The organism is Paraburkholderia fungorum (assembly GCF_003610895.1).
In the GTDB taxonomy this organism is placed as follows: domain Bacteria; phylum Pseudomonadota; class Gammaproteobacteria; order Burkholderiales; family Burkholderiaceae; genus Paraburkholderia; species Paraburkholderia fungorum_B.
Genome location: NZ_MCAS01000069.1, coordinates 166,569 through 183,069, shown reverse-complemented (window position 1 = coordinate 183,069; position 16,501 = coordinate 166,569). Strand labels below are relative to the sequence as shown.

General features: G+C 62.1%; 15 protein-coding genes and 1 riboswitch. Of the genes, 8 read left to right on the top strand and 7 right to left on the bottom strand.

All coding sequences use genetic code 11. The features are described from left to right. The first annotated feature begins 4 nt into the window (after positions 1–4). The 3 genes from BCY88_RS39075 (at position 5) to ribB (ending at position 3,279) form a co-directional block, all read left to right on the top strand. Positions 5–1,171, top strand: coding sequence for an MFS transporter (locus tag BCY88_RS39075; RefSeq protein WP_120349409.1), 1,167 nt, complete (start codon positions 5–7; stop codon positions 1,169–1,171). Between the two features lie 223 nt (positions 1,172–1,394). After that, positions 1,395–2,084 (top strand): helix-turn-helix domain-containing protein, encoded by a 690-nt coding sequence (locus tag BCY88_RS39070; protein WP_120349408.1) that lies wholly within the window; start codon positions 1,395–1,397, stop codon positions 2,082–2,084. Positions 2,085–2,230: 146 nt separating this feature from the next. Further along, a riboswitch (FMN riboswitch) is annotated at positions 2,231–2,413 on the top strand. Positions 2,414–2,559: 146 nt separating this feature from the next. After that, on the top strand, positions 2,560–3,279 hold the full coding sequence (gene ribB, locus BCY88_RS39065) for a 3,4-dihydroxy-2-butanone-4-phosphate synthase (RefSeq protein ID WP_120349407.1): 720 nt from the start codon (positions 2,560–2,562) through the stop codon (positions 3,277–3,279). 115 nt (positions 3,280–3,394) lie between these two features. Here ribB and BCY88_RS39060 read toward each other — a convergent pair whose 3' ends face one another. From BCY88_RS39060 to glpD, 4 genes are all read right to left on the bottom strand, one after another. Continuing rightward, positions 3,395–4,081, bottom strand: a complete 687-nt coding sequence (locus BCY88_RS39060) for an HAD family hydrolase (protein ID WP_120349406.1) — start codon at positions 4,079–4,081, stop codon at positions 3,395–3,397. 221 nt (positions 4,082–4,302) lie between these two features. Continuing rightward, a complete protein-coding gene (locus BCY88_RS39055) occupies positions 4,303–5,016 on the bottom strand; it encodes an MIP/aquaporin family protein (protein ID WP_120349405.1) in 714 nt (237 codons plus the stop codon). Between the two features lie 85 nt (positions 5,017–5,101). Beyond that, positions 5,102–6,601, bottom strand: coding sequence for a glycerol kinase GlpK (gene glpK / locus BCY88_RS39050; RefSeq protein ID WP_120349404.1), 1,500 nt, complete (start codon positions 6,599–6,601; stop codon positions 5,102–5,104). A gap of 241 nt (positions 6,602–6,842) precedes the next feature. Beyond that, positions 6,843–8,372, bottom strand: coding sequence for a glycerol-3-phosphate dehydrogenase (gene glpD, locus BCY88_RS39045; RefSeq protein ID WP_120349403.1), 1,530 nt, complete (start codon positions 8,370–8,372; stop codon positions 6,843–6,845). Positions 8,373–8,574: 202 nt separating this feature from the next. On the opposite strand from glpD, the gene BCY88_RS39040 reads away from it, so the two are divergent. Then, the gene (locus BCY88_RS39040) at positions 8,575–8,949 is read left to right on the top strand and encodes a hypothetical protein (RefSeq protein ID WP_120349402.1); all 375 of its coding nucleotides are present in this window, start codon (positions 8,575–8,577) and stop codon (positions 8,947–8,949) included. An 88-nt stretch (positions 8,950–9,037) separates the two neighbouring features. Here the strand turns inward: BCY88_RS39040 and BCY88_RS39035 are convergent, their stop codons facing one another. The 3 genes from BCY88_RS39035 to BCY88_RS39025 all read right to left on the bottom strand — a co-directional run bounded on the left by BCY88_RS39035 (position 9,038) and on the right by BCY88_RS39025 (position 11,046). Continuing rightward, positions 9,038–9,664 carry a TetR/AcrR family transcriptional regulator gene (locus BCY88_RS39035; RefSeq protein WP_120349401.1) on the bottom strand — a complete coding sequence of 209 codons (627 nt, stop codon included), beginning with the start codon at positions 9,662–9,664 and terminating at the stop codon, positions 9,038–9,040. Positions 9,665–9,760: 96 nt separating this feature from the next. Continuing rightward, entirely contained in the window at positions 9,761–9,958 is a 198-nt protein-coding gene (locus BCY88_RS39030) for a hypothetical protein (RefSeq protein ID WP_054034465.1), read from the bottom strand. A gap of 308 nt (positions 9,959–10,266) precedes the next feature. Further along, positions 10,267–11,046, bottom strand: coding sequence for a DeoR/GlpR family DNA-binding transcription regulator (locus BCY88_RS39025; protein WP_120349400.1), 780 nt, complete (start codon positions 11,044–11,046; stop codon positions 10,267–10,269). A 353-nt stretch (positions 11,047–11,399) separates the two neighbouring features. Between BCY88_RS39025 and BCY88_RS39020 the strand changes: the two genes are divergently transcribed. From BCY88_RS39020 to BCY88_RS39005, 4 genes are all read left to right on the top strand, one after another. Continuing rightward, a complete protein-coding gene (locus tag BCY88_RS39020) occupies positions 11,400–13,037 on the top strand; it encodes a gamma-glutamyltransferase family protein (protein ID WP_120349399.1) in 1,638 nt (545 codons plus the stop codon). Positions 13,038–13,247: 210 nt separating this feature from the next. After that, positions 13,248–14,633, top strand: a complete 1,386-nt coding sequence (locus BCY88_RS39015) for an MFS transporter (protein ID WP_120349398.1) — start codon at positions 13,248–13,250, stop codon at positions 14,631–14,633. A gap of 342 nt (positions 14,634–14,975) precedes the next feature. After that, a complete protein-coding gene (locus tag BCY88_RS39010; protein WP_120349397.1) occupies positions 14,976–15,803 on the top strand; it encodes a ferritin-like domain-containing protein in 828 nt (275 codons plus the stop codon). A 152-nt stretch (positions 15,804–15,955) separates the two neighbouring features. Then, a complete protein-coding gene (locus tag BCY88_RS39005) occupies positions 15,956–16,480 on the top strand; it encodes a hypothetical protein (protein WP_120349396.1) in 525 nt (174 codons plus the stop codon). Positions 16,481–16,501: the final 21 nt, after the last annotated feature.

The following is a 16,501-nucleotide window of genomic DNA, read 5'->3' as shown; positions in this document are numbered from 1 at the left end:
AAAAATGCCCATTCCATTACTGGCGCTAGCAATTAGCGCTTTTGCGATCGGTACGACCGAGTTCGTGATCATGGGTCTGCTGCCCGAGGTCGCGCGCGATCTGGCGGTATCGATTCCGTCGGCCGGTTTGCTGGTGAGCGGCTATGCGCTCGGCGTCGCGGTCGGCGCGCCGCTGCTCGCGGTGGTCACCAGCAAGATGCCGCGCAAGCTGGCGTTGCAGTTGCTGATGGGCGTGTTCATCGTCGGCAATACGCTGTGCGCGATCGCGTCGAGCTATTCCGTGCTGATGATCGCGCGCGTGGTGACGTCGTTCGCGCATGGGTCGTTCTTTGGGATCGGCGCGGTGGTGGCGGCTTCGCTGGTGCCGGCTGAAAAGCGGGCGAGCGCGATTGCGCTGATGTTCACCGGCTTGACGCTCGCGAATGTGCTCGGCGTGCCGTTTGGCACCTTTATCGGTCAGCAATTCGGTTGGCGCGCGGCGTTCTGGATCGTCAGCGCGTTTGGGGTATTGTCGCTGGCGGGTGTGTCGCTGCTGGTGCCGAATCGTCACGATTCAGGTCCGGTCGGATTGGGTCATGAAGTGCGTGTGCTGAAAGACCCGCAAGTCTGGACCGCGCTCGCCATGACGGTGCTCGGCTTCGGCGGCGTGTTCGTCGTGTTCACCTATATCGCGCCGATTCTGGAGCAGGTCAGCGGTTTCTCGCCGCGTGGCGTGACGCTGATTCTGGTGCTGTTCGGCATTGGCCTGACCATCGGCAATACGGTGGGCGGCAAACTCGCGGACCGCGCGCTGATGCCTTCGCTGATGGGCATTCTGGTGGCGCTCGCGATCGTGATGGCGATCTTCGCGCGCACCAGTCATTCGCAGGTGGCCGCGGCGATTACCATTTTCGTGTGGGGCATTGCTGCGTTCGCCACCGTGCCGCCTTTGCAGATGCGTGTGGTCGAGAAGGCCGCCGCGGCACCGAATCTGGCTTCGACGCTGAACATCGGTGCGTTCAACGTGGGCAATGCGGGCGGCGCGTGGTTAGGCGGTCTGGTGATCAATCACGGTTATGCGCTCGATACGCTGCCTTGGGTCGCGGCGGCGGTCAGCGTGGTGGCGTTGCTGCTCACGTGGTTCGCGGCGCGGATGGACGCGCCGACGGCGGCCGTTGCGCAGCGGGCGTGAATCTGCGGGGTGCGCTTGATGTCTTCAGATGGGTTTGAGTGCGCTCGAGCGCATCCGGGCCCGGCCGCGCCCATATGAAAAATTCGCACAAGCTTTGCGAGAATCGTCCTCCGCAATGCTGATAACAGTGTGAAGATAACTTCGTTGGGCGCGGCCGGTCGCGATGCTATCTTGCTTCCACTAACCGCTTGCCCGCCGTCCGGCGGCGCTTCTGGAGGCAATCATGCATTCCCCGCTTGCGCTGGTTCGCGATCCCACGGCTGACACCGATGCGTCGCCGCGTACCGCTGAACCTTTCGATGCTCTTGAACATCTGGTCGGCGTAAACCTCGCCCGTTTGCGCGCCGAGCGCCAGCTTTCGCTTGACGCGCTCGCCCGCGCTTCCGGCGTCTCGCGAGCGATGCTCGCGCAGATCGAGTCGGCGCGCAGCGTGCCGTCGATCAAGGTGCTATGCAAGGTGGCATCGGCTTTGAAGGTATCCGTGGCGGCGTTTTTGCGGCGCCATGCGACCAACGGCTTCGAGCATTTGCCGGCGGAGCGCTCGTCGCGTCTCGTCAGTTCGAATGGGCGCTACTCGGCCCGGCCGCTCTATCCCGACGCCGAGCCGACCGCCGCCGAGTTTCACGAGTTGCGTATCGCGCCCTTGCATACCGAGGCCGGCACGCGCCGCGCGCCGGGCACCACCGTGAATCTGGTGGTGAGCGAAGGCACGCTGGAAGTCAGCGTGCATGACCAGCGCCAATTGCTGGCAACGGGCGACGCGATTGTGTTCGACGCCGACCAGCCGCACAGCCTGCGCAATCCCGGCGACACCGAAGCGCGCGCGTTTCGCGTGACGCTAAAGGCGGAGACGCCGCCGCGCTGGGATGTGCCGGCATCGCACGATTTGCCGCGGCAGGCCGCGCCGGTCTGACGAACACCGTTTTCAGGCGGATGGTCTGCGAGGGTCGGCCGTGAAGCTCGGCTGTAAAGCAGAGATGTCCGTCTAATCAGTAGGGGTTGCGCTGCAGGTCTGGCGCGACTGTTGTATCCTTTGCCAGCCGGTTGATCCGGTAATCAGTGCGTCTTCAGGGCGGGGCGAAATTCCCCACCGGCGGTATGCCGGCAGCGCGAAAGCGTGAGCCGGTGAGCCCGCGAGCGCCCGTGTCGTTCAGCTTTCAGCGTATCGAAAGCGCAGCGGGGTCAGCAGATCTGGTGAGAAGCCAGAGCCGACGGTTAGAGTCCGGATGGAAGAAGATGTGCAGATAGTCATGTTCGTTTCCGTGGCGCCGCTAGCAGTTGGAGCGGAGCGCGAGCGCCGCTTTGCGCGGCGTTCAACGGCGCGTCTTTGTCTGTTTGCAATGCCCTGAAACGTTTTTCGCCCAACTTTTGCGATGAGCGTTTCAACTATGTCCTTTACTACTTTTCCTGCTCCCTCGGTGATTGCGGATAACGCGTCACTTGATCTCCCGCTGCTCGCCACCGAACCCGTTCCCCCGCGTATCGCCGCCGCCTTGCAAGCTATGCGCGATGGCCGTGCCGTCGTTTTGCAAGACGATCACGACCGTGAGAACGAAGCTGATCTGATCGTCTCCGCCGAACGTCTTTCCGTCGAAACCATGGCCTTGCTGATCCGCGAATGCAGCGGCATCGTCTGCCTGTGCCTGCCCGACGAAAAAATCCGCGCGCTCGAACTGCCGCCGATGGCCGTCAATAACGAAAGCCGTCATGGCACGGCCTTCACGGTCTCGATCGAAGCACGCGATGGCGTGACCACCGGCGTCTCCGCACTCGATCGCGTGACGACGATCCGCGCGGCGATCAACGATACGGCGAAGCCCGCCGATATCGTGCGCCCGGGCCACGTGTTCCCGCTGCGTGCGCAACCGGGCGGCGTGCTCGCGCGTCGCGGCCACACGGAAGGCACGGTCGACCTGGCGATCCTCGCCGGTCTGAAGCCGGCCGGCGTGCTTTGCGAGCTGATGAACGCGGACGGCACCATGACGCGCGGCGCGGACGTGGAGCGCTTTGCAGCGCAACACAATCTGCCGATGTTGACGATTGCCGAATTGGTGGAGTTCCGCCAGGCACTCGCGACCGCGCGCGAATGCGTGGCCGACGAGGCTTGATGGCTGAGAAAATAACCCCACGCCCGGAACGACGTGGGGTGAGTCGGTAGTTTGAGGCTCGAAGCCGGCCATTGCAGCCGGCTTTTTTATGGCCTTAGCCTTAGCCGCGCGCGCGTTAAGACTGCACGTCGCCAAACTCGCCGCGCACGCCGGCTTCGACCAGTGCGGGCAGCTCGTCCATATGCTTCATGATGCGCGTCATGCCCATCTTGCGCAGCGCATCCGCATAGCCGTCGGGAATATGGCTCGCGCCCACGAAGGCAATTGTTTTCATACCCGCCGCACGCGCCGCATTCAACCCTGCCACGCTGTCTTCGACGACCACGCACCGCGAAGGCTCCACGCCAAGCGCTTTCGCCGCGAACAGATAGACATCCGGAAACGGCTTCGGCCGCGCGACCTGCTCGGCGCTGTAAATCCGTTCGCCGAAAATTTGCTGCAAGCCGGCGCGCCGCACGGACGCATTGACGCGAGCGAGGCGGCTGTTCGACACCACCGCGGCCGGCAACGTCACGCGCTGCAACGCGTCGCGTACGCCATTGATCGGGCTGAGCGACGCGGCGAGGGCGAGCTCGACGTTGTGTTCGATCGTATTGAAGAAATCGGGCGGCAGCGTGATGTCGAACGACTTCTCGATGCTTTCGAGAAAGCGCGAGGTCTGCTGGCCGAACGCCGTTTTGACGATGGGCTCGAAATCGAGGCCAGGGAAGGTGGCGGACAGCGTTTCGAGCATTACGTGGTCAGCGATGATTTCGCTGTCGACGAGGACGCCGTCGCAGTCACAGATGAGGTGGTCGATCATGCTTTAAGACGGGAAGCGAGAGGCGCGCGAGCGAGGCACTTGCAAGCTCATGCGCGGAGATTGAAAGCATCATGATACGTGCTTTGGCGCCGCGTGCGCGGCGCCATCGCTTTCCGTCCGTGTTTGATTGCGTCTTGAGCGTGCGTTCAGGGCGCTTGCTGCGCCGCCCTGTCTGCACCTATGCGAGCCTTATGGACGGCACAGGATCGGACGCCGCCGGATCAATGCGCGTGCAGGTACAGATACAGCCCGGTTGCCAGCGCGCCGCCCAGCAGCGGACCGCACACTGGAATCCACGAGTAACGCCAGTCGCTGTCGCGCTTGCCCGGAATCGGCAGCAGCGCGTGCATCAAACGCGGCGACAGGTCGCGAGCCGGGCTCATCGCATAGCCGGTCGGGCCACCGAGCGAAATGCCGATGCCGAGCACGAGCAGGCCGACCGGCAGTGCGTCGAGCGCGCCGAGACCAACTTGCGGCGAAGCCAGATACAGCACGCCGAGAATCAGCACGAAAGTCGCGATCATTTCGGTGAGCAGGTTATGCGGCACGCTGCGAATGGCGGGCGACGTGCAGAACACGCCGAGTTTCACGTCGGCATCGCCTTCTTTCGCAAAGTGCTGACGATACGCGATCCACACGAGCAGGGCGCCGGCCATGCCGCCGAGCATCTGTGCGGCGACGTAGCCAGGTACCTTGGCCCAGGCGAATTTGCCGGCCAGCGCGAGGCTGACTGTCACGACAGGGTTCAGATGCGCACCGCTATACGACGCCGTGACATATACGGCGATGAACACGGCCATCGCCCAGCCCATCACGATCACGATCAGATCCGCGCCTTTGCCTTTGGTGCGGGCAAGCAGCACGTTGGCGACCGCGCCGTTACCGAGCAGCACCAGCAGCGCGGTGCCAATGAATTCCGCAATGTAAGGAGACATCGTTGGTTATCCGAAATATAGTTGTTAGGGAAGCCGCGGGATAAGCGGCTTCGTTATGTCGAGAACGTGTGTGTGAAAACCGGGATCAGGGCGTGTCGGCCCAGGCTTTCGCGGCGCGAATCGCGCGTTGCCAGCCGTCGAGGCATTCCTTGACGTCGGCGTGCGGCAGGGCAGGCGTGAAGCGGCGATCGAGCGCCCATTGGCTTTGCAGCTCGTTCACGTCTTTCCAGTAGCCAACCGCGAGACCGGCCAGATACGCCGCGCCCAATGCGGTGGTTTCCGATACCTTCGGCCGTACGGCGTCGACGCCGAGAATGTCCGCCTGGAATTGCATCAGCAGATTGTTCGCACAAGCGCCGCCGTCCACGCGCAATTCGCCGATGCGAATGCCGGAGTCGGCTTCCATCGCCTTTAGCACGTCGAGCGATTGATAGGCGATCGAGTCGAGCGCGGCGCGGGCGATATGCGCCGAACTCGTGCCGCGCGTCACGCCGAACAGCGTGCCGCGCGCACGGGCATTCCAGTGCGGGGCGCCGAGGCCGGCAAACGCGGGTACCAGATACACGCCGTCACTATGCGGCACGCTGCGCGCCATCGTTTCGATTTCGGCGGCGTTCTTGATGATGCCCAGACCGTCGCGCAGCCATTGCACCACCGCGCCGCCGATGAAGATGCTGCCTTCAAGCGCATAGTTGATCTGATCGCCGATTTGCCAGGCAATCGTGGTGACGAGATTGTTCTTCGATTCGATCGGCTTGTCGCCGGTGTTCATCACGAGGAAGCAGCCCGTGCCGTAGGTGTTCTTCACCATGCCCGACTGCGTGCACATCTGGCCGAACAGCGCCGCGTGCTGGTCGCCGGCGATGCCCGCGAGCGGAATCTTGGAGGCGAACACGGTGGTCTTGGTCGGCCCGTACACTTCCGACGACGCACGTACTTCCGGCAGCATGTTGCGCGGAATGTCGAGCGCTTCGAGCAGTTCGTCGTCCCACTTCAGCGTGTGGATGTTGAACAGCATCGTGCGCGATGCGTTGGTCACGTCGGTGACGTGCAGGCCACCCTTGGTGAAATTCCACACCAGCCAGCTATCCACTGTGCCGAAGGCGAGGCGGCCCTGTTTGGCCTTTTCGCGTGCGCCTTCGACGTTGTCGAGAATCCAGCGGATCTTGGTTGCTGAGAAGTACGAATCGATCGGCAGGCCAGTTTTCGCGCGGACTTTTTCTTCAAGCCCTTGCTCTTTGAGCTGATCGCAGAAGTCGGCAGTGCGGCGGTCTTGCCAGACGATCGCGTTGTAGATCGGATGGCCGGTTTCGCGGTCCCACACAATGGTGGTCTCACGTTGATTGGTTATGCCGATTGCGGCGATCGACGTGCCGTTCATGCCGGCGCGCGTGACCGCTTCGGCGGCGACGCCGGCCTGGGTCGACCAGATTTCCTGCGGGTCGTGCTCGACCCAGCCCGGACGCGGATAGATTTGCTGGAATTCTTTCTGAGCGGTCGACACGACATTGCCGAGCCGGTCGAACAGCATCGCGCGCGAGCTGGTGGTGCCTTGGTCAAGCGCGAGGACGTACTGATCCTGCATTGTCTCTTCTCCATGCGTTTTATGAATCGCCGGACTGCTGACCGGCGACGGGAACGGCTTGTTGTTTTAAGCGGGTTGCAACAGTTTGAGCTTGTGCGTCCCGGTTTGGTCAGTAGCCGAGGGGTGAAAATCGATTCGGTTCAAATGAGGTCGTTCACATCGCCAGGCGGTGATTCCATCGCCTCGCCAGGTGGTTTGACCCGGTAGCCCAACTCAGTAATAAATGTCCTGGATCGCCAGATCAGGCGCTCTGCCGGGCCGGCTCGAGGGCGAACCAGGCGTCGATGTCGCGTGTGATCGAATCGAGTGTGCCGGGTTCGACGTGCAGGCCGAGTTTCGAGCGGCGCCACAGTACGTCTTGTGCGCTACGTGCCCATTCGGTGTCGCGCAAATAAGTGAGTTCGGCTTCGTAGAGGCCAGGCGCGAAGGCGCGGCCGAGGTCCGCCACCGAGCGCGCATTGCCGAGGACATGCTTAACGCGCGTGCCGTACGCACGCGCGAGACGGTGCGCCAGATCGGCAGGCAGCCACGGATTCTGCTGCTTGAAACCGGTGAGGAAGCGCTCGAAGTTGGCTTGCGGGATATCGCCGCCGGGCAACGGCACACCGGCCGTCCACGAAGGCGTGCCGTTTTGCAGCGCGTGCGCGAGTTTGTCGACGGCTTCTTCCGCCAGCTTGCGGAACGTCGTGATCTTGCCGCCGAACACGGACAGAAGCGGCGCTTCGCCCGCGGGCGCGTCGAGTTCGAGCGAGTAATCGCGCGTGACCGCCGACGGATTGTCCGCACCTTCTTCCTCGAGCAGCGGGCGCACGCCCGAGTAAGTCCAACGCACGTCTTGCGGCGAGATCTTCTGCTTGAAGTAGCGGTTGATCGAGTCGCACAGGTACTGCGTTTCTTCGGCGTTGATCGCGACTTGCGACGGGTCGCCGCGATACTCGAGGTCGGTCGTGCCGATCAGCGTGTAATCGTGTTCGTACGGAATCGCGAAGATGATTCGCTTGTCGGGATTCTGGAAAATGTACGCGTGATCGTGTTCGAACAGGCGGCGCGTGACGATATGGCTGCCTTTCACGAGGCGCACGCTGTGCGTCGCTTCCCGGCCGAGCGCGCCGTGCAGCAATTCACCCACCCACGGTCCGGCCGCATTCGCAATCGAGCCGGCGCGCACGTCGAGGATCGTGCCGTCCGCGCGTTTGAGTTGCGCGCGCCATTCGCCACCGGCGCGCACCGCGCTCAGCAGTTTGGTACGCGTGAGCACCTTGGCACCCCGTTCCTGTGCATCCAGCGCGTTCAACACGACGAGACGCGCGTCATTCACCCAGCCATCCGAATACACGAATCCGCGTTTGATCGAATCGACCAGCGGTGCGCCGGCAGGGTGATTGCGCATGACGATGCCGCGCGAACCGGGCAGCAGTTCGCGCTTCGCGAGGTGATCGTAAAGGAACAGGCCGGCGCGGATCAGCCAGGCCGGACGCAGATCGGGCATGTGCGGCATCACGAAGCGCAGCGGCCACATGATGTGCGGTGCGGCGCGCAGCAGCGTTTCGCGCTCCTGCAGCGCTTTGCGCACCAGTCCGAACTCGCGGTATTCGAGGTAGCGCAGGCCGCCGTGGATCAGCTTGGTGCTGGCCGACGACGTATGGGCCGCCAGATCGTCCTGTTCGCAGAGCAGCACCGACAGGCCGCGGCCCGCCGCATCGCGTGCGATGCCTGCGCCGTTGATCCCGCCGCCCACGACGAGCAAATCGTATCTCGAGCCTTGCGTCACCTGCTGTGTCCTCTGCGTCGTATCCGGAACTGGTTTAGAAAAACTATCGAACCGATAGTGTTCGTTTGCGAACTTTAATGAACATATTCGAAAAAGTAAAGTTCGGTTTTCTTAGGTGTTCCTCTAGTGCCAGGGCCAAGGTGGTGGCGCAACGCGCGGCCACGGACGATACTCTCGAAAGTAGCCATTTCGAGGTGAATTCATGCGTGGACTTTGGATGATCGGCGGCGTTGCACTCCTGACAGGCTGCATCAGCTCGCCGAGCCTGAACGGGACGATGGGCGCACCCTCGTTCGCATCGTTGCAACAGATGTGCAGCGCCCAGACGGTCGACTACGGCAACGACGCGCAAAACGTCTACGCGACGCTGTTCGATGCGTATGTAGCGAACCGGCGCGGCAAATTATCGAAGGACGATTACTGCGCATTCCAGACGTCGCTTGCGCAGCGCTATGCGAGCCAAGGGGCGAGTACCGATCCGCAGGTGCGAAATCAGTGGGTGACGTTCTTCACCGACCAGCGAGCCAGGGCGTTGAGCTGGCGTGCGGCGGCCGATCCGACCTTGCGCGCGGGCTGAGCGCCGCCTCTGGTTCTCTTTGTCCCGTTCTTGTCATCGGGATACCGGCGTTCACTGTGTGCGGGGCTGGTTCGAGGCCCACATAGGGCTAGCCGCGTTGCGGCTGCGCGCCGCGCCACAGCATCCGGCGAATCTGCGCGAACACGGCTTCACGCGTCAGCGCGCTGCTCGCAGCGGCTTGCTGCGCTTGTGGCAACGGCAACTGATTGGCCAGCGCCAGCATGGTGAACCCGTGCAGACTCGCCCAGTATGCATAGCCGATCAAGTGTGGATCGCCCTCCAGAATGCCGGCGGCGACCAGCTTCTCGAAGTGCGTCCCAAGCATCTGCCAGGCGCGTTGCGAGGCGGCGGCGAGTTCCGGGTAGGCATCGTCCCGCTGGGCCAGGTCGAACATCAGGCGGTAGGCGTGCGGCTCGTCGAGCGCGAACGCCACATAGGCGTCACTGAGGGCGTAGCGGTCGGTCGAGGAGGCCTGCTTCGCCACGGCTTCGAGCCGCGCCGCAAAGCGATTGAACGCCGCCGTGCGGACCATCGCCAGAATCTCGTCCTTGTCGCGGAAATAGCGGTAGGGCGTCATCGCGCTGCAACCCAGTTCCTTCGCCAGTTCGCGCATCGTCACGCCTTGCGCGCCGCGGGTGGCGAACGCATTTTCGGCCACGCGCCGCATGGCTTCGCGAAACTGCTGGATGTCGTCGGAGGAGAGTGTTTTGGGCATGCGCGAGGGCAGGAAGTCCGTCGCGTAAATTTACAGTGTAAATGAATTGGACACAACAAAGCGGCCGTTCAGGCGGCCGCTTCAAAGTCCAACGTACTACGAGAAACGCTTGATGGCACGAAGTGCGCTGTCGCCGGTTTCGGTCACGCGCCATTGTTCGTTGCCCGACGCGAGCCGCTCGAGTTGCACCAACTGGCGTTCCAGCAGGGCATCGAGTTCTTCTCGCTCCATGTCGACTTGATTGGGGGCGTCCTTGACGAGCAACAACGTGGCGAATTCATGCGGACTCAGCATCGTTCTCTCCATGTCAAGCTAACGCGGACGGCCTTGCCGGCGACTGGCACGATGCCAGTGAAGTCCGCTAGAGGATCAGGCGGGAGGTACGGCTCATACACACAGGTTCACACTGCCAGCGCGCCGCGTAGCGCGGAACGGACGCTGGGGAACTGGAGTGTAGTCAACCGCCAGATAAACACCAAAGGGGTTCCAGTAAATTTTCCCTTTGACAATTGGCTCGTTCAGAGGCGGTTTGGGGCGGCGGCCAAATCCTTGATTTCACTCGAAGTATTGCGTGCACTGCAACATGGCCGAAGACACCTGGACTACTCGGCGATATACACCTGGCAGTTGGCGGCAGTGAGCGTTTCGTTCATCTCGACGGGCGGCGCGGCGTCGGTGAAAAGCGCGTCGATCTGGTCGAGATGACCTTGGCGCACGAGCGCCGGGCGACCGAACTTGGAGTTGTCGGCGGCGAGAAACACGGTGCGCGCATGCTGGATGATCGCCTCGGCCACCCGCACTTCGCGGGTGTCGAAATCGCGCAGCGTGCCGTCAGTTTCAATGCTCGACGTACCGATGATCGCGAAGTCCACCTTGAACTGCCGGATAAAGTCGATCGCCAGTTCGCCGACGATGCCCTTGTCCCACGGCCGCACGATGCCGCCCGTCACCAGTACTTCGCAATCCGGATAGCCGCTCATCATGCTGGCGACGTTCAGATTATTGGTGATTACGCGCAAACCGCGATGCCGGTTGAGCGCCCGTGCGACTTCCTCAGTGGTAGTGCCGAGGTTGATGAAGAGGGAGGCCTGATCGGGAATGTGAGTGGCCACTAGCGCCGCAATTCGCCGCTTCTCTTCATGGAACATCCGCTGACGCGCCGTGTACGAGACGTTCTCCGAGCTGGTCGGCAGACTGGCGCCGCCGTGATAGCGGCGCAGCAGGTTCATGTCGGCGAGCCAGTTGACGTCGCGGCGGATCGTCTGCGGCGTCACGTCGAAGTGGGCCGCGAGGTCGTCCACGGTCACGAAGCCGTCGCGTTGCACCCACTCCAGCAGTTCCTGTTGCCGGGCGTTGAGAGTCAGGCGGGGGTCTCGGGTCATGTGTCTCGGGTCGTGGGTTTTTATCGGCGCTGCCCGCCGCCGGCGCGAAAAGCCTGGCCGGAAAACGGGTGATGCGTGAACGAGGGTGAGCGTATTGTAAGACCATCGTGCGTCTTGTCTGCCAACTCGTGCGTCAGCGTTCGGACTCCGGGCGACATCGGTGCGGCCTATTCAGATCATTTGTGCATTTATTCATTTGATAAATGAATTTGTTTTTTGTGCCGGATCGCGCTGCAATCCATGGTTCCGCGTATGACCCCGCGTGTTACCTGAGCCTTACCCGAGTTTCACCCGTTTCCCTTGGTTTCCGGCGTTCAAGAACGCGCCGGGCCGCGCTTTCGAGAGTGTTCGACATGACTGGCTTCAACTGGCAAAACCCCTACCCGACGCCGCGTCTGCCTGTATTCGCGCGCAACATCGTTTCGACTTCGCATCCGCTCGCCGCGCAAGCCGGCCTGCGGATGTTGTGGAAAGGCGGTAATGCCGTCGACGCGGCAATCGCAGCGGCCGCCGCGATCACGGTGGTCGAGCCGGTGTCGTGCGGGCTTGGCGGTGACGCTTTCGCACTGGTGTGGGACGGCAGCAAACTGCATGGCCTGAATGCGTCGGGTGTCTCGCCGGCGGCCTGGAATGTCGACTATTTCAAGCGCAAGTACGGTGAGGAAAATGGTCTCGCGAAGCAACCCAAGCGCGGCTGGGACGCGGTCACGGTGCCGGGCGTGATCGCCGGCTGGGAAGCGCTGCATCAGAAGTTCGGCTCGCTGCCGTTCGCCGATCTGATGGAACCGGCAATCGAAATCGCCGAGCGCGGTCATGCGGTGGCGAGCATCGTCGCCTACAAATGGGCGGCGGCCGTGCCGGAACTGAAGGACCTGCCGGGCTTCGCGCAGACCTTCATGCCGCGCGGCCGCGCGCCGGAAGTGAGCGAACTGGTGCGCTTTCCCGGTCACGCGAAGACGCTGCGCAAGCTGGCTGAACAAGGTCCGCGTGCGTACTACGAAGGCGAGATCGCCGAACAGATCGCGGCGTTTGCGCGCGAAGGCGGCGGCGCGTTGACGCTCGACGATTTGCGCAACTACCGCGCGGATTGGGTCGAGCCGATCGGCAAGGACTATCGCGGCTACACCGTGCATGAAATTCCGCCGAACGGCCAGGGCATCGCGGCGCTGATCGCGCTGGGTATCCTCGAAAAGTTCGACGTGAAGGGACTCGCTGTCGACAACGTCGAGTCGCAGCATCTGCAGATCGAAGCCATGAAGCTGGCGTTCGCCGACGTCTACCGCTACGTCGCCGATCCGCGGTCGATGGACGTTACGCCTGAGCAGATGCTCGACGACGCATACCTCACGTCGCGCGCGAAGCTGATCGATCACAAGCGCGCCACGCAGTTCGACTTCGGCATGCCGAAGGCCGGCGGCACCATCTATATGTCGGTGGCTGACGAGCGCGGCATGATGGTCAGCTTCATCCAGTCGAACTACATGGGCTTCGGGTCGGGCATCGTGGTGCCGGACAGCGGCATCGCCATGCAGAACCGCGGCTGCGGCTTCTCGATGGACCCGAAGTCGCCGAACGTGGTGGAGGGCGGCAAGCGGCCGTTCCATACCATCATTCCGTCGTTCCTCACGCAGCAGGTGGACGGCAAGCAGGAGGCGGTGATGAGCTTCGGCGTGATGGGCGGCGATATGCAGCCACAAGGCCACTTGCAGTCGATCGTGCGGATGCTCGACTACGGTCAGCAGCCGCAGGCCGCGTGCGACGCGCCGCGCTGGAAGGTCAATCGCGACTTCACCATCGACATCGAATCGACGCTCGATACGAAGACCGCCGAGGCATTGCAGAAGCTGGGTCACACGATCAAGTCGGTCGACGATCCCTACATGGACTTCGGTTCCGGCCAGTACATCTGGAAGCTCGACCGTAACGATCCGGACCGTGGCTACGTGGCGGCGAGCGACAGTCGTCGCGACGGGTTGGCAGCCGGGTTCTGAACGTTTTCGAGTGGAGCGCGGCGTTGCATGTGCAGCGCCGCGCCTCGCTGCATCCGTTGACGATGCATGACGCATTGTCGAGCAGCAAACTCGTCCAGCTATTAAAGCAACGCGTCACGCGCAAACCGTAATGGACGGCGCGCGGCAGCCGGGCATCGAGCGCCTCAGGCGCTTGCAGCGTGTCAAATATCAGGCAGGGCAGGAGACATCATGAACATCCCCACGTCGCAAACCGCGACAGCTTCTTCCCATTCCACGTCCGCGCCGCTTTCCAAAGCGATGGTGCGGCGTATCGTGTTTTCGTCGTCGGTCGGCAATGCGCTCGAGTGGTTCGACTTTCTGGTCTATGGCTACTTCGCGACGATCATCGCGAAACAGTTTTTCCCGATGCAGGACGAGTGGCTCTCCACATTGCTCGCCATTGCCACCTTCGGCATTTCATTCCTGATGCGGCCGTTGGGCGCGATCGTGCTGGGTGTCTATGGTGACCGCAAGGGCCGCAAAGCGGCGCTTACGCTTGCCATCGCGCTGATGATGGTCGGCACGGTCACGATGGCGGTGATGCCGCCGTATGCGTCGATCGGTATCGCGGCGCCTGTCCTGATTCTGCTTGCGCGGCTCGTGCAAGGTTTCGCGGTGGGCGGTGAGTTTGGCAGCGCGACGGCGTTCATGGTCGAGCATAGCGCCTCGCGGCGTGGCTATTACGCGAGTTGGCAGTTCGCGAGCCAGGGCCTCGCGGCCATCACCGCGGCGGCCTTCGGTTCGCTTCTGACCGCGTGGATGCCGCCCGAGCAGCTCAATAGCTGGGGCTGGCGCCTGCCGTTCATCTTCGGCTTGCTGGTGGGACCGGTGGGCTATTACATCCGTTCGCATCTCGACGAGACGCCGGAGTTTCTCGCGCTGCGTCAAGCGCGTGAAGTACGTGAAGCGGCGCAGGAAACCGCGGGCAAGCGTCAGGCGTTGCCTCAGGAAAAGAGCGCGTCGTTCAGCAATCAATGGGTGAACCTGCTGCTCGCGGTGGGCATCGTCGCGCAGTCGACGGTCGGTGTGTACGTGCTGCAGCTCTACATGCCGATGTACGCGGTCAAGCAGCTGCACATGCCGGCTGCGGCGTCGTTCGGCGTCGTGGTGCTCAACGGCGGCTTGCAGTTCCTGCTCTCGCCGGTGATGGGCGCATTGTCCGACCGCATCGGCCGGATCCGCATCATGCTGACGACGTCGATTCTGATGGGGGTGTTGATCTATCCGATGTTTGCCTTGCTGCAATCGCACCCGACGATCGGCTGGCTGCTTCTTCTGCAAGGCACGGCCGGTATTTTCAAGGCGGCGTACTCCGGACCGATGCCCGCATTGATGTCCGAGATTTTCCCGACCCAGGTGCGCTCCACCGGTCTTTCAATCGGTTACAGCATTGGCGTGACGATTTTTGGCGGCTTCGCACCGACGATCGTGGAGACCTTCATTCACTTGACCGGCGACAAGCTTGCGCCAAGTTACTACGTCCTGATTGCCGCAGTGCTGTCGGGTTTGTCGCTTGTCGTGGTTGCGTGGCGCATGCGGCGTGTCCGGCACCTCGAAAGCGTTCAGCTCGCGTGACGGCTCGGCCGGCGCCCGTTGTGCTTCGCAAGAGGCCTTGCCGCGCTTGAAGTGCACCTGATTCAAACTCAAAGCCAGCTCCTCGAAGCTGGCTTTTTTTTGCCTTGCCTGCCTCGTCTGTAATCAACCGAAGCATTCGACTACCGTGAAATTGGAACTGCGGCGGCACGGCATGGTCTGTGCTGGGTTATCTGCAGAGTTGCTAAACACCGGCTAAGATGCAAGATACAAGGGGTTAACTCTAATCAAGGCGCTGTATCTGGCACGGCGGACCGTCCTTGCAATAGCGGGCGGTTCCGGGCGCGCTCCACGAGTCGATACAGCTTTCGGAGCAAAAACACAATGCACACTGAGCTGAACCATGTGATGCCCTGGCGGATCGAGGATATCGACCTCACCCGCATAGATCGACAGAAGGCAGTGGCTAACGAAGATCTGCTGCTTCTGCTGTGCGCCGCTTCGTTTATTGAAAGCGGTACCGATCTTTACACCAGTAATCTGAGTACCTTTTTCGACGGCGACCCGGAAGTTTCGGCCTGGCTCAACCAGGAATGGGAGCCGGAAGAAATGCAGCACGGCCGGGCCCTCAAGACGTATATCGCCTACGTCTGGCCGGAGTTCGATTGGGACACCGCGTTCAGCCATTTCATGGAAGAGTATTCGCTGACCTGCTCGGTCGAAGACTTCGAAAAGACCCGTGCGCTCGAAATGGTCGCGCGTTGTGTGGTGGAAACGGGCACGGCCACGCTCTATCGCGCGATCGGCGAATGTTCGGACGAGCCGGTGCTCAAACAGATCACCGACAACATTCGCACTGACGAAGTCCGTCACTACAAGCACTTTTTCAAGTTCTTCAAGAAGTACAACAAGATCGAGGGCAATGGGCGTCTTGCGGTTCTGGGCGCGTTGATGCGTCGCGTGATGGAAATCAAGAACGAAGACTCGGAGATCGCGTTGCGCCATGTCTTTGCGATTCGTTATCCGGAGCGCGTGCACGATTCGGTCTATAACCGCGAACGCGCGGCGCGCATCAATGCACTGGTGCGGCGTAATCTGTCGGCGGACATGTGTGTGAAGATGCTGCTCAAGCCGCTCGATATTCCGGCCAGGATTCAGCCGGGGGTGCATTACCCGCTCGCCAAGATCACGCAACACGTGTTCTTTCGCTGATGTTTTTTTGCTGAACGCACGGCGTACGGAAGAAGATGAATGGCCCGCGCGAGCGGGCCATTCGTTTTTCGAGGCATGATTGATCGTGATAACGCTGGCGATGCTGACAACGCACGCAACCCCCGCAACCTGTTTCTGACCGGATCGATACGATGAGCGATTTTCCTTCACCCGAACGTCCGCTCGAACAGAACGTGTTCGACGAATGGCCTGACGCGGTCCGCACGTTATTCGACGGTTCGTCGCTGGCGAGCAAGGCGGGGTTCACCGCGTCGCTGCTCACCGTCGATGCGAATGGCCATGTGCGCACGTCGTTGCTCGGCGTCGGCGAGTTGTATGCGCCTGATTCGCGCTCGCTATGCATCGCTTTGTGGCCACAGGCTCGGGCGGCGGGTGTGATCGCGCAAAGCGGACAGGCCGCGCTGACCTTTGTCTGCAACGAGGCGTTCTATCAGGTGCAGTTGCGTTTGGCGCCGTTAGCGGCCGTGACAGCCGACAGCAGTGGCCTCGTGTACCTCAGCGGCTCGATCGACACGGCAGAGGCACAGAGCGTGCGTTATGCGCGCCTGACAAGCGGCATTACGTTTGAGCTGGAAGGGCAAGGGGAGGCGGTGCTCGATCGATGGGAACGGCAGATCGAGCACCTGAAGCAAGCTGCCGCTGCGGCCAGCCGTTAGTCTGTGGGACCCACGGCTAGC